Annotated in this window: 22 protein-coding genes and 1 tRNA gene; 5 read left to right on the top strand and 18 right to left on the bottom strand. The window is 40.9% G+C overall.

Annotated features, from left to right (window positions below; all coding sequences use genetic code 11):
- Nucleotides 1-95 precede the first annotated feature (95 nt).
- Complete coding sequence (locus DLJ48_RS05250) at nt 96-308, bottom strand: hypothetical protein (RefSeq protein WP_128686455.1); 213 nt, start codon at nt 306-308, stop codon at nt 96-98.
- A 348-nt stretch (nt 309-656) separates the two neighbouring features.
- Complete coding sequence (locus tag DLJ48_RS05245) at nt 657-842, bottom strand: hypothetical protein (RefSeq protein WP_128686454.1); 186 nt, start codon at nt 840-842, stop codon at nt 657-659.
- A 191-nt stretch (nt 843-1,033) separates the two neighbouring features.
- Here DLJ48_RS05245 and DLJ48_RS08680 point away from each other — a divergent pair, with 191 nt between their 5' ends.
- Nucleotides 1,034-1,225: a helix-turn-helix domain-containing protein gene (locus DLJ48_RS08680; protein ID WP_420892150.1), complete on the top strand. Its 192-nt coding sequence runs from the start codon at nt 1,034-1,036 to the stop codon at nt 1,223-1,225.
- 481 nt (nt 1,226-1,706) lie between these two features.
- Here the strand turns inward: DLJ48_RS08680 and DLJ48_RS05235 are convergent.
- Nucleotides 1,707-1,794, bottom strand: a tRNA-Ser gene (locus DLJ48_RS05235).
- Nucleotides 1,795-1,847: 53 nt separating this feature from the next.
- Nucleotides 1,848-3,002 (bottom strand): thiolase family protein, encoded by a 1,155-nt coding sequence (locus DLJ48_RS05230; protein ID WP_128686452.1) that lies wholly within the window; start codon nt 3,000-3,002, stop codon nt 1,848-1,850.
- 64 nt (nt 3,003-3,066) lie between these two features.
- Between DLJ48_RS05230 and DLJ48_RS05225 the strand changes: the two genes are divergently transcribed.
- Nucleotides 3,067-4,242, top strand: coding sequence for an AbrB/MazE/SpoVT family DNA-binding domain-containing protein (locus DLJ48_RS05225; RefSeq protein ID WP_128686451.1), 1,176 nt, complete (start codon nt 3,067-3,069; stop codon nt 4,240-4,242).
- Nucleotides 4,243-4,292: 50 nt separating this feature from the next.
- Here the strand turns inward: DLJ48_RS05225 and adhP are convergent, their stop codons facing one another.
- The 5 genes from adhP to DLJ48_RS05200 form a co-directional block, all read right to left on the bottom strand.
- A complete protein-coding gene (adhP, locus tag DLJ48_RS05220; protein WP_128686450.1) occupies nt 4,293-5,351 on the bottom strand; it encodes an alcohol dehydrogenase AdhP in 1,059 nt (352 codons plus the stop codon).
- 252 nt (nt 5,352-5,603) lie between these two features.
- The gene (locus DLJ48_RS05215) at nt 5,604-6,173 is read right to left on the bottom strand and encodes an NAD(P)H-dependent oxidoreductase (RefSeq protein ID WP_128686449.1); all 570 of its coding nucleotides are present in this window, start codon (nt 6,171-6,173) and stop codon (nt 5,604-5,606) included.
- Between the two features lie 51 nt (nt 6,174-6,224).
- Complete coding sequence (locus DLJ48_RS05210) at nt 6,225-6,725, bottom strand: DNA-deoxyinosine glycosylase (protein WP_128686448.1); 501 nt, start codon at nt 6,723-6,725, stop codon at nt 6,225-6,227.
- Nucleotides 6,726-6,729: 4 nt separating this feature from the next.
- Nucleotides 6,730-7,131, bottom strand: a complete 402-nt coding sequence (locus DLJ48_RS05205) for a DUF488 domain-containing protein (RefSeq protein WP_128686447.1) — start codon at nt 7,129-7,131, stop codon at nt 6,730-6,732.
- An 87-nt stretch (nt 7,132-7,218) separates the two neighbouring features.
- A complete protein-coding gene (locus tag DLJ48_RS05200) occupies nt 7,219-8,037 on the bottom strand; it encodes a glycosyltransferase family 2 protein (RefSeq protein ID WP_161566114.1) in 819 nt (272 codons plus the stop codon).
- A gap of 129 nt (nt 8,038-8,166) precedes the next feature.
- Here DLJ48_RS05200 and DLJ48_RS05195 point away from each other — a divergent pair, with 129 nt between their 5' ends.
- Both DLJ48_RS05195 and DLJ48_RS05190 read left to right on the top strand, forming a co-directional pair.
- A complete protein-coding gene (locus DLJ48_RS05195; protein ID WP_128686445.1) occupies nt 8,167-8,505 on the top strand; it encodes a PadR family transcriptional regulator in 339 nt (112 codons plus the stop codon).
- The gene (locus tag DLJ48_RS05190; RefSeq protein WP_128686444.1) at nt 8,502-9,359 is read left to right on the top strand and encodes a hypothetical protein; all 858 of its coding nucleotides are present in this window, start codon (nt 8,502-8,504) and stop codon (nt 9,357-9,359) included. The genes DLJ48_RS05195 and DLJ48_RS05190 overlap by 4 nt, the downstream gene beginning before the upstream one ends.
- Here the strand turns inward: DLJ48_RS05190 and DLJ48_RS05185 are convergent.
- From DLJ48_RS05185 to DLJ48_RS05175, 3 genes are read right to left on the bottom strand one after another with little or no spacing between them, the layout of a single operon-like run.
- A complete protein-coding gene (locus DLJ48_RS05185; RefSeq protein WP_128686443.1) occupies nt 9,356-9,859 on the bottom strand; it encodes an NUDIX domain-containing protein in 504 nt (167 codons plus the stop codon). The genes DLJ48_RS05190 and DLJ48_RS05185 overlap by 4 nt on opposite strands.
- A gap of 3 nt (nt 9,860-9,862) precedes the next feature.
- A complete protein-coding gene (locus DLJ48_RS05180) occupies nt 9,863-10,714 on the bottom strand; it encodes an aldo/keto reductase (protein WP_128686442.1) in 852 nt (283 codons plus the stop codon).
- On the bottom strand, nt 10,711-12,057 hold the full coding sequence (locus DLJ48_RS05175; RefSeq protein ID WP_128686441.1) for an ABC-F family ATP-binding cassette domain-containing protein: 1,347 nt from the start codon (nt 12,055-12,057) through the stop codon (nt 10,711-10,713). The genes DLJ48_RS05180 and DLJ48_RS05175 overlap by 4 nt, the downstream gene beginning before the upstream one ends.
- Before the next feature lie 195 nt (nt 12,058-12,252).
- On the opposite strand from DLJ48_RS05175, the gene DLJ48_RS05170 reads away from it, so the two are divergent.
- Complete coding sequence (locus DLJ48_RS05170) at nt 12,253-13,371, top strand: NADH-dependent flavin oxidoreductase (protein ID WP_128686440.1); 1,119 nt, start codon at nt 12,253-12,255, stop codon at nt 13,369-13,371.
- Here DLJ48_RS05170 and DLJ48_RS05165 read toward each other — a convergent pair whose 3' ends face one another.
- The 6 genes from DLJ48_RS05165 to DLJ48_RS05140 all read right to left on the bottom strand — a co-directional run bounded on the left by DLJ48_RS05165 (nt 13,372) and on the right by DLJ48_RS05140 (nt 19,324).
- Nucleotides 13,372-13,818, bottom strand: coding sequence for an NUDIX hydrolase (locus tag DLJ48_RS05165; RefSeq protein ID WP_128686439.1), 447 nt, complete (start codon nt 13,816-13,818; stop codon nt 13,372-13,374).
- A gap of 100 nt (nt 13,819-13,918) precedes the next feature.
- Nucleotides 13,919-16,384 carry an ATP-dependent Clp protease ATP-binding subunit gene (locus DLJ48_RS05160; protein WP_128686438.1) on the bottom strand — a complete coding sequence of 822 codons (2,466 nt, stop codon included), beginning with the start codon at nt 16,382-16,384 and terminating at the stop codon, nt 13,919-13,921.
- Complete coding sequence (locus tag DLJ48_RS05155) at nt 16,377-16,859, bottom strand: CtsR family transcriptional regulator (protein WP_128686437.1); 483 nt, start codon at nt 16,857-16,859, stop codon at nt 16,377-16,379. Before DLJ48_RS05155 ends, DLJ48_RS05160 begins: the two co-directional genes overlap by 8 nt.
- Nucleotides 16,860-16,927: 68 nt before the next feature.
- Complete coding sequence (locus DLJ48_RS05150) at nt 16,928-18,304, bottom strand: MATE family efflux transporter (protein ID WP_128686436.1); 1,377 nt, start codon at nt 18,302-18,304, stop codon at nt 16,928-16,930.
- Nucleotides 18,305-18,312: 8 nt separating this feature from the next.
- Nucleotides 18,313-19,017 carry a hypothetical protein gene (locus DLJ48_RS05145; protein WP_128686435.1) on the bottom strand — a complete coding sequence of 235 codons (705 nt, stop codon included), beginning with the start codon at nt 19,015-19,017 and terminating at the stop codon, nt 18,313-18,315.
- 139 nt (nt 19,018-19,156) lie between these two features.
- A complete protein-coding gene (locus tag DLJ48_RS05140; protein ID WP_128686434.1) occupies nt 19,157-19,324 on the bottom strand; it encodes an LPXTG cell wall anchor domain-containing protein in 168 nt (55 codons plus the stop codon).

Genomic DNA, 19,324 nt, shown 5'->3' with positions numbered 1-19,324 from the left:
GTCAATAGTTCAGACTATTTTTCATCTAGGGTTGAATTGGTTAGGTTACTTTCATTTTTCGATCGGCAATCCTGATTCTTTCGCTGTTGAACCAATTAAAATATTTGGCCACATCCAAAATCAGGTGGGATTAGGAAAATGGGTCTTACGCGTTGCTTGCGATGTTCGCCTAGTGAAACAGCCGCTAATTTCAGGATTTTGTTTTCTTCTTTTAGACGAGCAACTTCTTTTTGCATCGCATTAAATTCAGCACGAGTCACTGTTTGACCATTGACATCAATCACAATGATTTGGGGTTTTTTCCCCAATCTGTGACAGTTTGGCCAGCCAAATGATATTTCATTGGCGAGGGAATTAGCACAACGTCTCTCGTTGTACAAGTTAACAATTGATGATTTAAATTCAGGTGAGTATCTTTTGCTTTCATAATAAAAAAACTTCGATACTTGATTATCTCGGATGATGCCCTAGGAATAAAGCAGTCCGAATTTTCAGTATAGGAGCAAAGTTTTAACAGATACATGGTCTAGCCAATACTGGCTCCGAGAATAAATAAGGCCTTCGTATTTAACCAATGAACCCACAAAAAACGTAGCCCAACAGTCGTAGCAATCAGTATCTTTTAAGTTAGTGGCCCTGAATTAGTCATCGTCACGTTAATGATCAAGCTGCTTAGCGAAAATATAAGCTAGATAAACAGAAATCATAACCACCACTAATTTAATCAACCAAAGGAAAGTCGGACTAACAAATAAAGGCAATAGAAGTTCATTGATAATAGCTGCCATCAGAACACTAGCTCCAGCTATTAAACCAGTTTTTTTAGCTTTGTCATTTTTCATAATTGTCGTTTCCTATTACTTTCCCAATCGATTTATTTTTATAAATAATTATTTATAAGCTCATCATAAGCCCTGATGTGCTTGATCAAATCGGAAAAAGCGCAACAATTTTTGTCGCAAAATGTTGCAACGTGTGGCAAAAAAATTGAAGAGACAATATATTTATTAGTATCATCAGCGTAAGAACGGAGATGATACTAATGCTCATAGGCAAAATTCTTAAAGAAAATCGGCGTCACAATGCCTTGTCCCAAGAACAAGTTGCTATCAAATTACACGTTAGTCATCAGACTGTATCGAGTTGGGAACAAGATCGAACTAAGCCTGACAAAGAAAGCCTGAAAAAAAATTGCACAGATATACCATCTACCCAAGTCTGCTAACGATCTCATAGTCAAAAATCCCACTAAAGATGAAGGCATTAATCTTTTAATACTTGTTTTAGCAGCTTTCCTAGTTCCTCTTGTTGGATGGTTATTAACATTGATTATCGTTCAAAGAAATAAATCAACTAATAGCTATTATTATCGATTGATTTACAGTCTATGTACTATTTCGATCCTGTTAACTGTGTTAGACCTCATTAGTAAATATCAGGAATAGCTCAACACATGAACGTTATAGCTATCTATCAATTTGTCTAGTTCATAACTTCATTTTCAATCACCTAAGAGCTGATAACAAGTTATCTTACGATAAAAACTTCACTTAATGGAATAGCATCTGGAGCGATTATTTTAATAACTACACTTTCCTAAGAAATCGTATTACTGTCATAAGCAATATCAGGTAATATCTAAAACAGCTAAAGCAAACAAAAAGCGCTCAACCAAACGGTTAAAACGCCTTGCCAACATAACGCAATGGATGGAGAGAGATTCGAACTCTCGCGCCGCATACACGACCTATCGGTTTTCTAGACCGACCCCTTCAGCCACTTGGGTATCCATCCGAACTTAAACATTTTACACTTTTATCGTAACAAAAATCCATCATTTTCCCAAATTAAAGACGTTTTATCAAAGTTGAGAGCCCCATACCACCGCCAACACATAGACTTGCAATGCCGCGTTTTCTATTTCCATGAATCAAATCGTAGACTAAAGTTACGAGAATGCGTGCACCAGAAGCACCAACTGGATGTCCTAAGGCGATGGCACCACCATTCGGATTCACTTTGGCTAAGTCCAAATTCAAGACCTGTACATCAGCCAAAACCTGTGCCGCGTATGCTTCGTTCAATTCGTAAAAATCAATATCTGCGTCAGCGAGACCAGTCTTTTCATAAAGATCACGAATGGCAAAAACAGGTCCAATGCCCATGATTTCTGGATCAACACCAACAATATTGCCAAACTGCCATTCGGCCAAGGGCGATAGACCTAGCTCTGCAACTTTTTTTTCACTAGCTAAAATGACACCGGCCGCCCCATCATTGATCCCAGAGGCATTACCAGCCGTTACTTTACCATCAGTTTTGAAAACAGTCTTCAGTTTACTCAACTGTTCTAATGAGGTATCCGTTCGCGGGGCTTGATCCTTTTTGATCTCGGCCAAGGAAATCAATTCATCATTAAAAGCACCATGCTGATCAGCTGCCACAGCACGCTGATGGGACAGCAACGAATAGGCATCCATATCTTGACGACTGATATGATATTTTTCAGCAATATTTTCAGCTGTGATGCCCATGTGAATGCCGGCGATCGGGTCAACTAAGGCATCCCGCAGCAGGCCGTCTTCGAGCTTCTCATTGCCTAACTTCTGGCCAAAACGGTGATCACTGAGCAAAAATGGCGCATTTGACATTGATTCCATACCACCAACTAAGATCAAATCATTAAAACCAGAAGCAATCAGTTTGGCTGATAAATTGATCGCCTGCAGGCCTGATCCGCAGACATCATTAATCGTGCTGGCCGGCACCGAAATCGGCAATCCGGCTAATAGAGATGCTTGTCGAGCTGGATTAGGACCCTCACCGGCTTGCAAAACATTTCCCATATAGACTTCATCTATTTGACTAGCTGCGATTTTTGATCTCAACAATAAGGATTTGATGACGATCGTGGCCAATTCGACAGCCGTTTTATTTTTTAGCAAACCGCCGAACTTGCCAATCGGCGTCCTGGCTGCAGCAACGATAAATACTTTTTGCATATTTATTTATTTTACGCTATTCAAGCAGTGCCAACAGGATCCAATTTTGAGATAAACTTAGTTAATGACTGCAAATCAACAAATACACATCTCGATCCCTAAAGAAACCTTGAATCGGCTTTCTTTAACTTACGGAGATGAACTTCTAGCTCGCGTAGATCGCGACAAAATTATTATCGAACCCAAAAAAGACCGAGCTAGCAGCCAGACCCAATCCTTAAGGTGGTTTATGGTCCCAGGCCTGTTGGCTGGAATCGTTGCGCTGATTAATTTTATGGTCCAAAAAACGAGTCATGTCCACTTATCAGGTGCTAATTCGATCAGTCAAATTACGATTTATTTAGCTGTCTTCTTTGGATTCATGACATTTCTGATTGCGTTATTCCTGCTCGGCCAAAATCAGCTGGTTGCTACCAATTTTTGGATAAAAATTCGTTCAGTCATAACACTCACGACCGCTTTTACGATTTTAAATTTTGCTATTACTTCTTTTTTCTTTTATTTCGTTGATCTCGCTTTTCATGGTGTCATTTTGGATCCGTATACAAGTTCGGCCCTGATCGCTGGATTCGTCGGCATCGCCAGCTACTTAATGATGAATGCTGCTCAATCTATCAGCTTTTCAACAATAGCAACCGTCATGATCGCGACTTTAGTCGGCGGTATATTTTTGTCGATGATTACCAATTCCCAAGAAGATTGGTGGCAAATCAATTTTTCTTATCTAGGATCTAATTTGTCAAACAACTGGTGGCAGTTCAATTTCACTTTGATTTTTTCAGCCTTAGTCATGCTGACACTGATTGATTATATTTTCTCCCTACTGTTTCAAATCAAAAAATTTGCGACAAGGAAAATGCAAATACTCCGCGCCTTGCTGGTAGGTACTTCTATTATGTTCGGCTTGGTCGGCGTTTTTCAAAACAATCGATCCATTGATTGGCTGCACCAGCTCCACTGGTGGTCCGCTAACTTGCTGGTAGTTTTCATCTTAGCGGTGATCATTAGTCTTAAATGGCTGCTCCCGAATGTAACGCGCGAATTCCTGCTAACGGCTTACGGTTTTGCCGGCTTAATGGTTTTGTCTGAAATATTGTTTCAAACGGTTCATTATTTGTCGCTGACCGCTTTTGAGATCATTTCTTTTAGTTTGGCTTTTGGCTGGCTGGTCTTATTAATGCAGAATCTCAATAATCTTTATATTGAAAACTATGAAATTTTCACGATCGAACTTAAATAAAAAACTCGCCTAAGCGAGTTTTAACAAAACTGATTTTTTGCCCTGATACATTACATATGAGTGAAATCGAAGACTTTACGGCCAGTAATGGAGCCGTTTTTCATCTCTTGGATAACATCGTTCAAATCATTAAAGTCAGCTTTTTCAACGATCGGGTGAACTTTTCCTTCAGCTCCGAACTGGAAGGCTTCTTTCAAGTCGCCTCTAGTTCCAACCAATGAGCCACGGACTTCGATACCATCCAGAACTGTTTTGACAATATTCAAAGACATGTCGCCTTGCGGCAATGCAACAGCAACTAGCTTTCCCATTGGGCGCAATGAATCAACGGCCTGTTTGAAGGCAGCATCATTAACAGCTGTTACTTGCGCGTTGTTAACACCACCGGTTGCTTTTTGAATTTCGGCAGCAACATCGATTCCTGGCTGCTTACGGTTGATCAATACTTCGGCACCATTTTCTTTAGCAGCTTCCAATTTGTCTGGGTTGCCATCAATGACGACCACGTGAGCACCAAAGACATTATGTGCATACTGAACGGCCAAGTTGCCTAATCCACCAGCACCATGAACAGATACCCACTGGCCAGGCTTTGTCTCGCCGACCTTCAAAGACTTGTACATGGTCACACCAGCACAAGTAATCGAAGAGGCTTCAACAGGGTCAAGACCTGCAGGAACTTTGACAGCGTATTTAGCATCAACAACTACTTGTTGAGCCATAGCACCATCGACTGTGTAACCTGAATTTCTCACTTTACGGCAGAAGGTCTCATTGCCGGAAACACAATAATCACAAACGCCGCAGGCGCCATAGAACCAAGCGATCGATACACGGTCGCCGACCTTCAAATAATCATCAGCACCTTCCCCTAATTTAGAAACAATGCCAACACCTTCATGCCCGATCACACGGCGGAAATTGCCATTACGTTCACCTAACGTATTTGGATCGCCAAAATCTCCGCTTGCACAATGCAGATCTGTATGACACAATCCACAATATTCAACGTCAACTAAAGCATCTCCAAAACCTAAGGCACGTGGCTGCCAATCATCTATCAGATCAACGAACCCATCATTTTTTTCACGAACAACTGCTGCTTTCATAATAGTTTTCCACTTTCTTTGGTTAGTTACATTCTGTCTTTTATAAGCATCCATCGCCAACAGCTGAAATCAGTTTTGCAGGCTCAGTATCATAAAAGATCTTTGATTTCTTCAATTTTTAGGAATCGGTAAACATGCACTTTTCCAATTTGTACAAAAATTTACAAAGACAATATAGCATATTATTGTGAAATAAAAAACATTGTGAAATTTAAGGACTTAAATCACAAACTTAAGTATTTATCAAAAAAATCAGCCTAATGTTTGTGCCGCGTTTTTAATCTTTTCCAGAAAAGATTCGCGTTTGTCGGCTTCCGTGTGTTTCATATTGCCCAACTGAAAAGAAGCAGTGGTTCGAATACCACTCATTAAAAGAACTTGATTTTTCAATACATAACCATAATCAATTTCACCGTGAGCAGCATAATTATCAGAATCATAAGTGGTCACGATCCAAGCATTGCGCCCTGTCAATAAACCGGTCGGATGCCCATCAACATATCGATAAGCAAAGCCGGCCACGATCAATCGATCCACAAAGCCCTTTAGAATGGCCGGCATACCACCCCACCAAATCGGAAACACAAAAATAATCTGTTTGGCCCAAGTGAACAGATCACGATACTTGGCCATTTCAGGATCATTTTTAAGTTCTCGTCGCGGATGGTCATTATCGAAATAGAGTACCGGCTGAAAATCGTCAGCATAAAGATCAAGGATCTTCAAATTATTTTTAACCGGCACATTATCAGCAATATCTTTAACAATAGCTGCATCAAAACTTTTTGCATTGGGATAAGCGCTAACTAATAAAATATTCATATTGTCAATTATATGTCAAAACTTTGGAAACGCTTTCACAAATATCCTTAACTACACTTCTTGTAAAGCTTTGCCAACCAAAGACCAGCGTTCCATAAAAATAGCCTTTGCCTGAGTAGCACGATTCGCTGGTGAGGTCGAAGGCAGATAGACCGCCTCTTGGCCAATATTTGGTGCGACCAGCTTATTAAAAAGTTCTGTTGATTTCTTCCCCTCAGTAAAGATCGTCTTAATGCGAGCCTGAGCCAAAATGCTAGAAAAATCGTTGGCAATTGGGTTTTTGATCGTTGCATCTTGAGCACCGATAATATCACCAGATTTCAACGTCTGCCAAATAGCAATATGATATTTTAAAGCAAATGCGAGTCGTGCTTCTTTGGTCTTTTCCGGTTCTTCAACAGCCAAAATTTTGGCTAAGGTCGGCCAAAAAATATTCTGCGGACTGCCATAGTAAAAGCCAAAAGCCAAGGATTTAGGCGATGGCAAACTGCCTAATAAAAGAATTTTGGAATTTTTATCATATAAGGGCGGCCAAGGATGGACGACATGCATAAATTTAGGCTTCTGTTTTTTGGTTATTTTCGTTTGCTCCTTGAGCTTGTTGTTGTTTAAAATCGATTCCCTGACGTTTCAAATAATCAGCTAACACCTTCGCATTATTTTCATGATCATCTTTAGCTGAATAAAGCAGCACGCTGTCTACATGCGCCTTGAGCGTCTGCAAAAACCCTGCAGTAGCTGGGTTGCTAGCTAGTTCCGTTAAATAAAGTGCTCGAAAAGCCATGTCATCAATTTCCTGATCGTGGAATTTTTGGCGCAGCTCAGTCGATGGTGCAATATCTTTAGCCCACAAATCAATCGCTGCTTTTTCTTTACTAATACCGCGCGGCCATAAGCGATCAATTAACACACGGTATCCCTTGCTCTCTGTTGCATAAATTCTCTCAAATTTGATCATATAAAACCATTCTATCGCGATGAATAATTTTAAAATCGCTTTTATCAGACATTTAAGATAGTACTAACTTCTGGTTGAAAAACAGTCTTAGAAACTTTCCGAACCATTCGTTTTAAGATTCTCTTTCCAGCTTCCCCAATCTTTTCGGCTGACAGAGATAGGATCATGTCGATAATCATCAGGATCGATACCCTCGGCCAATAAAATTGCATCGCGTTGTTTGATAGCCGGCAGCATCTTAGAAAGACCATTCACGCTCAAACTATCTTCCTGAATCTCATAATGATAATAAGCTTTGCTGTCGTAATAAGCCTTGTTGATGTGCTGAGCATACTCAATCGTGAAAAGTTCATCTTCTAAAAAAGAAATCTCCTCGTGAAAATGAATTGTGTAGCGTTGAATAATTGATCGTTTGAACATTTTGTTCCAAGGATAGCCGCCGATCGGTCCAAGTTCGCCTATAACATCTTCAATAACTTCTCGACTAGTCATCATTTTTTTAGAAAATGGCAATTCTAATCGAGCCAAACTATGATCCCCCAAATGACCAGAAATCAATAATTCGGCCTCACTTTTTTGCGCCATTTTGACAAAATTTTCAATGTAGTCGGCTTCGACCCAATCATCAGCATCAACAAAAACGATCCAATTGCCCTTAGCCACTTTTAAACCATGATTGCGCGTCGCTGATACACCCATATTTTGACTATTTCGCAGCGCTCTCACACGTGGATCACTTCGAACGAATAATTGATTGATCCCAAAACTAATATCGGTCGAGGCGTCATCTACTAAGATAATTTCAATATTTTGATAACTTTGTTTTAGCAGGCTGTTAACCGTTTTGACGATTGTTTCCGAACGATTAAAGACTGGCACAATAATTGAAATGAGTCCAAGATCCATGTTTCCCTCCAAAAAATAACTATTCATAAATTATAAGATATCGCATTTGATCCAGCTAGTATGCATTGCAAAATAGATGATGCCATGTTATATTACTAGTCAGCATTGCAAGCTAGTAAAGGAGCTGCCATGGTGCAAGAAAGATCATCGCAAATGTTAAAAGGTATTCTGCAAGGCTGCCTGCTCGTGCTTCTGAGTCAACAAGAAATGTATGGTTACATGATCAGCCAAGAATTGGCAAAATATGGTTTTCAAAACACGCCAAAAGGAACTATTTATCCCTTACTGCTGAATATGGAGAAGAAGAACTTAATTATTGGCAGCATGCACCCCTCAGCAGATGGCCCTGAACGCAAATATTATCATACAAGTGAACAAGGTCTGCGTGAAAAAAAAATTTTTCTAGAGCAGTGGCAAGATCTTCAACAAAATGTTAATCAATTAATAAAGGTGGAAGCTAAATCATGAGAACAGCGGAACTAATCGAAAAAAACAATCATCGTCGAAGTAAATTGAATGAAGAAAATGAAGCATATTATAGCGACTTGCTGCTGTATGTGCGATTAAAGCCTTTAGCAAAAGACAGTTATCAAACAGAAAGCGTTTTGCTAGAGATTTTGCAGGATATCATTGATGCACAATCCAGAGGTATTTCAGCTGAAGAATATTTCGGCAAAAGTCCTAAAGAAAATGCCAATGCTTTAATCGAGTCACTGCCCAATAACTATTTTGAAACATTCAAATGGTATCTCATATCAGTTTTAGCTTTTATCTACTGCGCGTTTTTTCCAACTACCATTGATCTCAGACATTCATATGATTTAGGTTCGATGCTCTTATCAGCTACGTATTTTCTGTGCTTGATCAGCTTGTTAGTTTGGATAATTGGAAAAGGTATTTACAGCCAAAAGAAAATATCTCGTAAGAAAATAATTTTTAAAAGAGTAGCACAGTCCCTGGCATTTTCAGTAGCCGCAGCGCCAGGATTTTTAATCTTATTATTCACAAAGACATCCTTTAAGATCAGGCTGGAAGGTCCAATAGGAATCGCAGTTATTAGTGTTTTAACCAGTATCGGAATCATTCTCTATCTTCGAGAAAAAAAGCAGGACCGAAAAATATGGTTGCCATTGGTGATTGTCATTATTGGATACGCAGTCTTAGGGATTTCAACAAGATTCCCAACAATTGGTCAGTTCCTGATGAGCGAACATTCTACAGGCAGAATCACCTTGGCCATTGCAACAGTTGCACTGCTTATTATTTTTTACATCCTTATTTGGCTGCTTGCCAAAAAGAAAAGATCTCAGTCTCACAACTAAGATCTTTTTTGCTGGTTATCGATCAGCCAAGGAATTGGCCGATCCTGCCAAGTTAAAATACGATGCATGTTTTCCTGAGCGGGCGGCACAAACATCTTCGGTTCCGGATCAACCGACACAAATTTAGCATCTAAAGTCTCCACTTGATCGACTTTTAATTGACCACCCAGTAATTCGACTTCAAAGCCCAGACTTAAATTTTCCTGCGCATCCCCCCAAGAATTATGCGGATTAACAGTCGAAATCATTTCAAACAGCTTTTTAACGCGAACATCCAAGTTTGTCTCTTCTTTAAATTCACGCACGATCGCGGCCATGGGTGATTCGCCATACTCAACAAAACCGCCAGGAAAGCCCCAGCCATTCGATATATCAGCGCGCCGTTCTAAGAAAATGGCATCATGTTTCTCATTCCAAAGAAGTGCAAATGTATTAACCATAACCAAAGGATCATGACCGATTTTGGCACGAATTTTACTGATGTAATTCCCTTCAGCCATTGATCAGCCCATCGTCACGTTATGACGTGCCTGCCCAGTGTCAGGAATATGATCCAAAATAGTCATGTCATCAGCAGAAATTTCAAAATTAAGATCGGCATTCGATTTAGCGTGTTCAGCTTTTGTTGCGCGCGGCAAAGGCAGAATACCTTTTTGGAGTACGTATTTCAAAGCGGTTTGCGGCACAGATACGCGATATTTTTCCGCGATATTTTGAATTTCAGCTTGAGTAGCCAAACCACCAGTCGCTAGTGGTGAATATGCCTCAAGCTGGATGCCAAGTAACTTGCTGTAAGAAACAATTTTTGGCTGTGTCCAGCCAACATAAAATTCAATTTGGTTAACAGCCGGTTTGACCGACCAAATCTTTTCCAAGTTTTTTAAATCATGGACATCGAAATTCGAAACACCGATCGCTTTAGCACGGCCAGACTGATAAATTTCTTCCATCGTCCGCCAAGCCTCTTGATTAGCACCATCATATCGATAATCCAAATTAATATCGCTCCACGGCCATGGCGCATGAATTAAGTAAAGATCAACATAATCTGTCTGCAGATTATCCAGCGATTCTTGGAAATTTTTCAGAATATCATCATGATTTTTAATTTCAGCCGGCAATTTCGTTGTCAAAAAGACTTGATCGCGTTTTAAGCCCGAATCCTTGATTGCTTGGCCAACTGATTTCTCATTGAAATAATGAAAAGCCGTGTCAACGTGTCGATAGCCGATTTTCAAAGCGGAAGCGACAGCGTTATAAGCCTCGTCGCCATCTTTTAAACGCCAAGTACCAAAAGCTAGTTTCGGTATTTTTGTTTGATTGTTCAATTCAAATGTTTCATCTAAAATACTCATATTTCAATTATACGTTGCTTTTCAATTTTTAAAATCTTATTGCAAACTGCTTCTACTAATGCTAAATCATGGGAAACAAGCAGCAGTCCACCGCTATAATCAATCAAAAACTGCTCCAAAGCTGCGACAGCTGATAGATCAAGAAAATTGGTCGGTTCATCTAAAATCAAAAGATCAGCACCAGACAGCAGTACTTGAATCAAAGATAGTTTTACTTTTTCGCCACCCGACAAACTGGCGGTTGCTTGAAAAACCTTGTCACGACGCATACCAAACGCACCGAGGAAATCACGGGCAGTCTGTTCGTTTTCTAAGGAAGCATCCAGAATATTTTGCAGCAGCGTTTTATGATCGTCTAATTGACCTAGATCTTGATGAAAATAACCGATCTTCAAAGTTTCTGATCGTGTAACCATCGGCGCCGAACTAGCCAAAATTCTTTCGATCGCAGTTGACTTACCGGAACCATTTTCACCTATTAAAGCCAGCTTATCAGCAGTTGCGATGCCAAAAGTCAGATCATCAATCAATGTTTGCGAATTGCGTTTAACTGGCAAATTCAAAACTTTCATGAGCTTTTTCCCTTGGGGGAGGTCAATCGGATTTTGTAATTTCAGTGCTTTTTTATGAAAAACCTTCTTCACACTTTCCAAATTTTCGATCTGCCGCTGATTATTTTTCACTAATTGATACAAGGCTCTTGCTTTCTTTGCGATCACAGGATTGCGAACACTGCTTTTCGATAATTTATCGGCATGTTCTTTCGTGATTTGAGCTGTCTTTTCTAGTTTTTGGCGATGTTTGCCTGCCGCTTGATAAGCTTTTTGTTCGTGAGATCGCCGGCTTGTTAAACCGCGCTCAAAATGATCCAGACTGCCTTTGAATTCCTTAACTCGATGATCGCTAAAGGACCAAATCGTTTCAGCAAAATGATCCAAGAAATACCTATCGTGAGAAACGGCGATCACGATGCCGGAAAAACGTCCCAGTCGCTGCAAGAGCCAATTCACATTTTGCTCATCTAAGTGCGTTGTCGGCTCATCTAAGAGCAGAAGTTCTGGTCGTTGAATGAAAGCCTCTTCGAGCAAGGCACGCGTTTTCTGACCGCCGGACAAATCATTAAAGTCATTTAATTGACGGACAAAAGTGCTTCGACCTTTGACTTGCAAATAGCCAGAAAAAGCGCGATCTTTTTGTGCCAAAATATTTAAAAGGGTTGTCTTCCCTTGGCCATTATCGCCAATAATGCCAATTTGAGCAACATGGTCGACAGTCAAATAATCAATATTAAATAGCAGTTGCGAGTCGAGATACTTCGTCAAATTTTTAATCGTTAAATACATAAAAACCACCTTTTCTAAAAATCGGCGGCCTTTACAAAATATAAAAAAACACCGATTTTAATTTTTTAATTCATTTAAAATCAATGCTTTCTTCACTGGATTTACCTCACTCAAAATTATAACAAAATGACTCGATAAAACTCACAATAAGACTTTATGTAAGGGGTATCATTATCAGTAATCGAGGAGAATATCATGGCTAACTATCAATTTTTGCAACCCTTTAAATTTAAAAACGGCATCACAATTAAAAACAGGATCGTCATACCACCAATAACTGAGTGCTCTAGTTTTGAAGATGGCAGCGTCACACAAGATGAGTTGGATTATTTCGCTTTACGAACAGGCGGCGTTGGTCTTTTCATCACGCCGGCTAGCAATGTGAGTGATGGCGGCAAGGGGTTTGAAGGTCAATTAAGCTGTGCAAACGATAATAAATTACCAGGTTTAAGCCGACTGGCACATACGATCTCCATCAACGGCACTAAAGCAATTTTGCAGCTCCATCATGCGGGACGGATCAGCAATTCCAAAATTCTTCGTGGCAAAAAGGCCGTCAGCCCGTCAGCTATTGCTTCATTGCGGCCAGGTGCCGAAATACCAATGAGTCTGACGGACGATGATATTCAGCAAATTATTTCTGATTTCGGCGAGGCAGCTCGGCGTGCCATCCAAGTCGGTTTCGATGGTATCGAGCTGCATGGTGCTAACACTTATCTGCTGCAGCAATTCTTTTCCCCACACTCCAATCGTCGTCTGGATGATTGGGGCGGTAGTCTAACAAAGCGAATGAAGTTCCCACTGGCCGTTATCAATCACGTGCACCGCATCGTGGAACAATATGCAGATCGGCCATTTTTAGTTGGATATCGAATTTCTCCGGAAGAAATTGAAAACCCTGGTATTCGTTTATCTGATACATTAGCTTTCATTGATGTTTTGAAAACACAGCCGATTGACTACCTGCACATCTCGACAGCTGATGTTTGGCAGACATCCAAAAATGATCCCGCAGACAAAACACCGGTCATCGAACAAATCAAAACGCGTCTTGATGGCGCTTTGCCGCTAATCGTTGTTGGCAATATTGCACGGCCGCAACAAGCTGAAAAAGTCATCGAGCAGGGATTCGATTTTGCTGCTTTAGGACACGAGTATCTGCGTGAACCGCAATGGATCGAAAAGGTTCAAGCAGGCCAAGAGTCGAATATTCGTTATTCGATGAGTGCGAATGATTTGAAACAGCTTCGCATTACGCCGCCCTTGTGGCAGTTTCTCACTGAGAATCTGCATGCAAAATTAGCTGCTGACTGATCAGACCAATGTTTTCACGTAATTTAGAATACGGCGATGAGATTCAAAGTGAATATCCGGTAATTGGTCAAAATCAAAAAAATCAATCGCTGTTGTTTCCGCTTGGTCGTAATCTGCTGGGCCGTCCTTCACTTGCGTGACTAAATAAAAAGGCGTTAGCACCTGCGTCTGATCACCATTCGGATAGGTAAAAAATTCTTGATCAAAGTTTTTTAAAAATTTATATGAAACAATTTCTAGACCAGCATCCTCTTTGAATTCACGTTTTAAAGTTTCCTCGATCGTCTCGCCGTACTCCATATAACCGCCTGGTAATCCCCAGCCGCCAGTATCAGCACGTTCCTGCAGCAACACTTTTTTATCTTTAATATAAGCCGCACCGACACCAACCATGATCAGAGGCATGTGTCCAACTTTCGCACGAATATCTTTTATATAATTAGCCATAAAGTTATTATATTTTAATTGGCAAACAAAAAAATCCTTTATCAAGCAGTCATCTCTGCAATAACTTAACTTTTATTGCAAATATGCATGATCAAGAATTTTATTTAGTCGTCTTTTCGACTGGGCGATGAATCAAAAGATCGATCTTTCCTTTTTTAGAACTGACGGTAATCGCATCCCCAGACTCAATATCACCAGCCAATAAAGCATCAGATATCTTATCTTCGACATTATTTTGAAAAGCTCTACGGATCGGGCGAGCACCGTATTCGGGATCAAAACCAGCCTTGGCAACAAAATCAATCGCGATCTTACTCATCTTAATTGAGATACCTTGTTCGGCAACGCGCTGCAAAATAGTGTTACTCATTAACTCAACAATTTTATGCAGTTCCGTCTTGCTTAAGGAATGAAAAATCACAATTTCATCAATTCGATTGATGAATTCAGGACGAAAATGTTCTTTTAAAGCATCTTGAATTTCAGCTGACATCGCTTTGTAACTATCTTGCGGCTCGATGGCGCCAAAGCCAACATGTTTATTATCACGAATCCGAGTCGCACCCAGATTTGATGTCATAATAATGATCGTATTTCGAAAATCAACTTTGCGACCCTTAGAATCTGTCATATAGCCATCATCAAAAACCTGCAACAACAAATTAAAGATATCAGGGTGGGCTTTCTCAGCCTCATCCAACAACACAACTGAATACGGATGATTACGAACGCGTTCAGTCAGTTGACCACCCTCATCATAGCCAACATAGCCAGGAGCCGATCCAATCAGTCTCGAAGCAGAGTAAGACTCTTGGTATTCGGACATGTCTACTCGAATCATATTGTCTTCCGAATCAAACATCGCTTCAGCTAGCGCCTTGGCTAATTCTGTTTTACCGACACCAGTTGGACCGAGAAACATAAAAGTGCCAATTGGACGACTTGGATCTTTAATGCCGGATCTTGCGCGGCGAATGGCCCGAGAAACTGCCGAAATCGCTTCGTCTTGACCGACAACACGCTGATGCAGGATTTTTTCCAAGTGCAAGAGACGGTCAGACTCCGTCTTTTGCAACTGAGTGACTGGAATGCCTGTTTGCTGGCCGACGACATCAGCAATATCTTGTTCGCTGACAGTCAGCTTATACTGATGGTCTTTTGTACCATTGATTAATGAATCAGTCACAATAACAGCCAACTGTTTTCGAATTTTAATTTCCTGTTGGCGGATCTTGGTCGCTTGATCAAAATTACCAGCTGATACAGCTTGATCCAGTTGATCGCGCAAATTATCCAACTGTTTCTCTAAATCCGCTTTCTTGTCTTCAGGCTGAGCAGTATCAATGCGAACTTTGGCTGCCGCTTCATCCATTAAATCAATGGCCTTATCCGGCAAAAAGCGATCCGTCACATAACGTGAACTCAATTTGACAGCAGCCTCAATCGCTTCATCAGAAATATTAACATGATGATGCTCTTCATAGCGGGGACGCAGACCTTTTAATATCTCAACAGACACTGCCTGACTGGGTTCGTCGATCGTAACACTGGCAAAACGACGTTCCAAAGCCTGATCCGACTCGATATATTTTTGGTATTCGTCAAAAGTCGTTGCACCGATCGTCTGCAATTCACCACGAGCTAAAGCCGGTTTTAACAAATTAGAGGCATCAAGCGCCCCTTCGGCACCGCCGGCACCGATCAAAGTATGCAATTCATCAATAAACAGAATCACTTGACCGTCTTCGTGAATTTCATTGATAATCTTTTTCAAACGGTCTTCAAACTCACCGCGATATTTCGTTCCAGCGATCAGAGCTCCCATATCTAGTGCCATTAAACGCTTATTGACCAAATCGAAAGGCACTTGTCCGGAAACGATTTTTTGAGCAAGCCCTTCAGCAATGGCCGTCTTACCAACACCTGGCTCGCCGATCAAAACTGGATTATTTTTCGTACGCCGGCTCAAAATCTGAATCACGCGATGGACTTCCTTGTCTCGACCAACAACCGGATCAATTTGTCCGATCGTGGCTAATGCTGTCAGATCACGAGACATGGCATCTAGCGTTGGCGTGCCCTGCTGGCTGGTCTGGCGCTGTGGTTGCGCTTTTTGTTGGCTTGGATCAACACCAATTCGCTTAAAAACAGCACGGGTTAAATCTTGGGCACGTACATCAAGGCTAGCTAAAATTCGTGAACTCAAAATCGATTCATCCGTTAATAGTGCCAACAATAAGTGTTCCGTTGCAACTTGTCGTGCACCAAGACTTTGAGCCTGCAAAGCTGCATTTTTTAAAATTTCCTGCGCTTTAGGCGAATAAGCCAAAAAACCAGCTCTCACATTTTCGTGAGAACCATAACCTGTGAACTGTTCAATTTCATTTCTAATATCGTCATCGGTGACATTGTGATCCTGAAGCACCTTACTGGCTAAACCATCTTTTTCCAAAGCCAAAGCTAATAACAAATGCTCAGAACCAACAATTTCATGTTTAAAATACTTAGCTTGTTCTTGTGCTAAGAGTAAAACATTTTTTGCAGATGCTGTATATTGATTATCCATGAATGTTTGTGCTCTCAAATCTCAGTCGATTGATCATGCCCACAAGGACACGAGCCCGAACTGTATTTTCTGTTACTTTATCGGAGATCCGCAATGAGTTCTTGTCAATTGCTGCGATCATAATATTCGCTTCGCGCTCACTGATTACCTTGTCTTCCAAAAGCGCCGCGATAATTTGATCAGCATTATTATCACCAATTGAGTCGCCGATGTAATCGATCAGCTCGTCAAATATTTTCGTATCATCAACTAAATCGACGTGCTCAATTCTGATGTAGCCGCCACCGCCACGTTTTGATTCAACAACATAACCATTTTGCAAAGTAAAACGCGTATTGATCACGTAATTAATCTGACTTGGGACCACTGCAAAACGACTTGCGATCTCACTGCGTTTGATTTCAGCAATTTCGTCTTGATCAAGGATCGCCTTTAGATATTGTTCGATTACATCTGAAATATTAGTTTCTGCCATAATTTGACCATTCCTGACTATTATTATAGACGGAATCGCGAATAAAGGCCAATCGTGAGCTCACAAGATCAATCAATGCTCTCAAGTTTATTATTTATTCGTTGACCATTCTTTAATTTCTTTAATTTTTTTTGGGCTGAGATCCATGCCGGCATTAAGGCCATCAGCGACCCGAACCAAGCCAATGGCGTACCCGCAACCGCCCCAGCATAACCAAAGATACCGACCAAGATCAGGGCTGCAAAAGCTCGCATAGATAGTTCAAAAATACCAGCTATCGTTGGTACTGAAGCATTGCCCAATCCTTGCAGCGTGTAGCGAATCAAAAAGAGCGTTGATAATAGGATATAGGGACCCCCGTTGACCACAAAATAAATTCTCGAAAGATTCAAAATATGAGTTTGCTCGCCACCAGATCCTAAAAACAGCTGGACCAGATAATGGCCGAAACTAATTTCCAATACAGACATCAAGATCGCCCAGATACTGCCCACGATCAATGCTTGTTTGACACCTTCCAGAATTCGGGAATATTTTCTGGCACCGAGATTTTGAGCTGCAAAAGTGGCCATCGTGATGCCGATGCTCATCATCGGCAGAGTAGCTAACTGGTCAATACGAGAGGCGGCACCTGACGAAGCAACCGAATCCGTTCCCAGCGTATTCAGAGCTGTTTGCAAAATGACGCTGCCAATCGCAATAATGGAATTCTGAAACGCCATCGGCAAGCCAAAACGCAGATGTTCCTGAATATCTGACCAGCTGCTATGCCAGTCACCGCGACGAACTTGCAAAACCGGCAGCACTTTATAAATATAAACAAAACTAATAATTCCGGAAACCAACTGTGCGATCACAGTCGCAAAAGCTGCACCGGCGATCCCCCAATGAAAAACAACAATGAACAAAATTTCTAAAATAATATTCAAGACAACTGCGACGATCAAAAAAATTAAAGGTGCTCTGGAATTGCCGATCGCACGCATCGCATTAGCAGCCAAATTATAGCTCATGGTCGTAAACATAAATCCCAAAAGAATCGTCAAGAAGGTATTAGCTTGCGTCATGACATTTTTAGGCGTCTGCATCAATTCCAAAATTTGTTTATTAAAAACAACTGCAATAAAAGTCACAACTACTGTCAAAATCGCCGTACAAAGTATCGTCGTGACCATTGATTGACGGACACCGCGGAAATCACCCGCACCAAAGCGTTTGGCTGTCACGATAGCTGTACCAGCTGTAAATCCTTGAGCAAAACCGACCAGCAGCCAGTTCAGCGTTGCACCAAGCGAAACAGCCGCCAATGCATTGACACCCAAAGCCCTACCCACGATCAAGGTATCTGTGAAAGTATAAAGCTGCTGAAAAAGATTTCCTAACAGAAGAGGAATCGTAAAGAAAATTATTAATTTAATCGGTTTTCCTTCAGTTAAGCTATGCATAAAAATCCTTATGATTTAATTTTATATGTTGTCCAGTAGCCATGATCCTGTGACCGGCCATCAATGATTCTGTTTTGCATCGTCAGCGACAAGATTTTTTCCTGTTTCAAAGCCATCAGCGACCAAGCCAGTCCATCGAAATTGCTAAAGATCTGCAGCGTGGCTTTTGTTTGATTATTTTCTAAAATAACGGCTGCTTGTTTTTTTGGATCAAATAGAGCCGATGCCCACAGTTGTTTCTCTGGTTTTCCAACATCATCTTGGCTTAATTCAACCGGCTTAGAATAAATCTGTAATGACTTAGTCCAGTCACTTGCCAGCCGCCAGCCAGTTTTCAGAAAGATCGACGCTAAATCCGATCCAGTATCATTTAGGTTATCGAATTTAATCGTTAATGAATTATCTTCAAAAAGGCTATAAGTAACTTGGAAAAGCGCATCGGCCAATTGACAGCTCGGATCCGTTTGAAAAGTAATCGAATTCTCATGTATGATCACGGGAAAATGCTGCTTGGCCTGTTTGTCTCTCTGATTGAAAATAGTTTGATCAAACACCCAGTTATGACGCTCATTTGCACGATTCAAAAAAGAAAATTCTTGCCAAACGAACGGCGCATTTTGAAAGACGATTTTCGTCGCATGGCTGTTTTCTAAAGAGAAATGGGTCGGGGCCGTTTCGTCTCGAATTGTCCTATTGTCAATGAATGATTTCATGACGGTATGTTAGAGAATAATATACCAATTATCCAGCTTTTTTTAACTTTTTCCAACAAAAAATTTAAGTCATGATATTGATCAGCGACTATGATATTTTTCGAACAAAAAAAGCTCTAATAAATTCAGAGCTTAAAAATTAATTATTTTTCTTTCGACCGGTAAAAATCAGCAATGCCGCACTCGCTATGCAAATGGCTGCCAGAGCTAATGGCCAATTGTTGACTAGCACGCCAGTGGCCGGGAACCAGCCCTTAGCATGGTGATCTGCATCAGCTGCCGCGTGCTCCCCACTGGCAGCAGACAA

Source organism: Oenococcus sicerae, assembly GCF_004102045.2.
In the GTDB taxonomy this organism is placed as follows: domain Bacteria; phylum Bacillota; class Bacilli; order Lactobacillales; family Lactobacillaceae; genus Oenococcus; species Oenococcus sicerae.
This window is presented reverse-complemented; position numbering and strand designations above follow the sequence as displayed.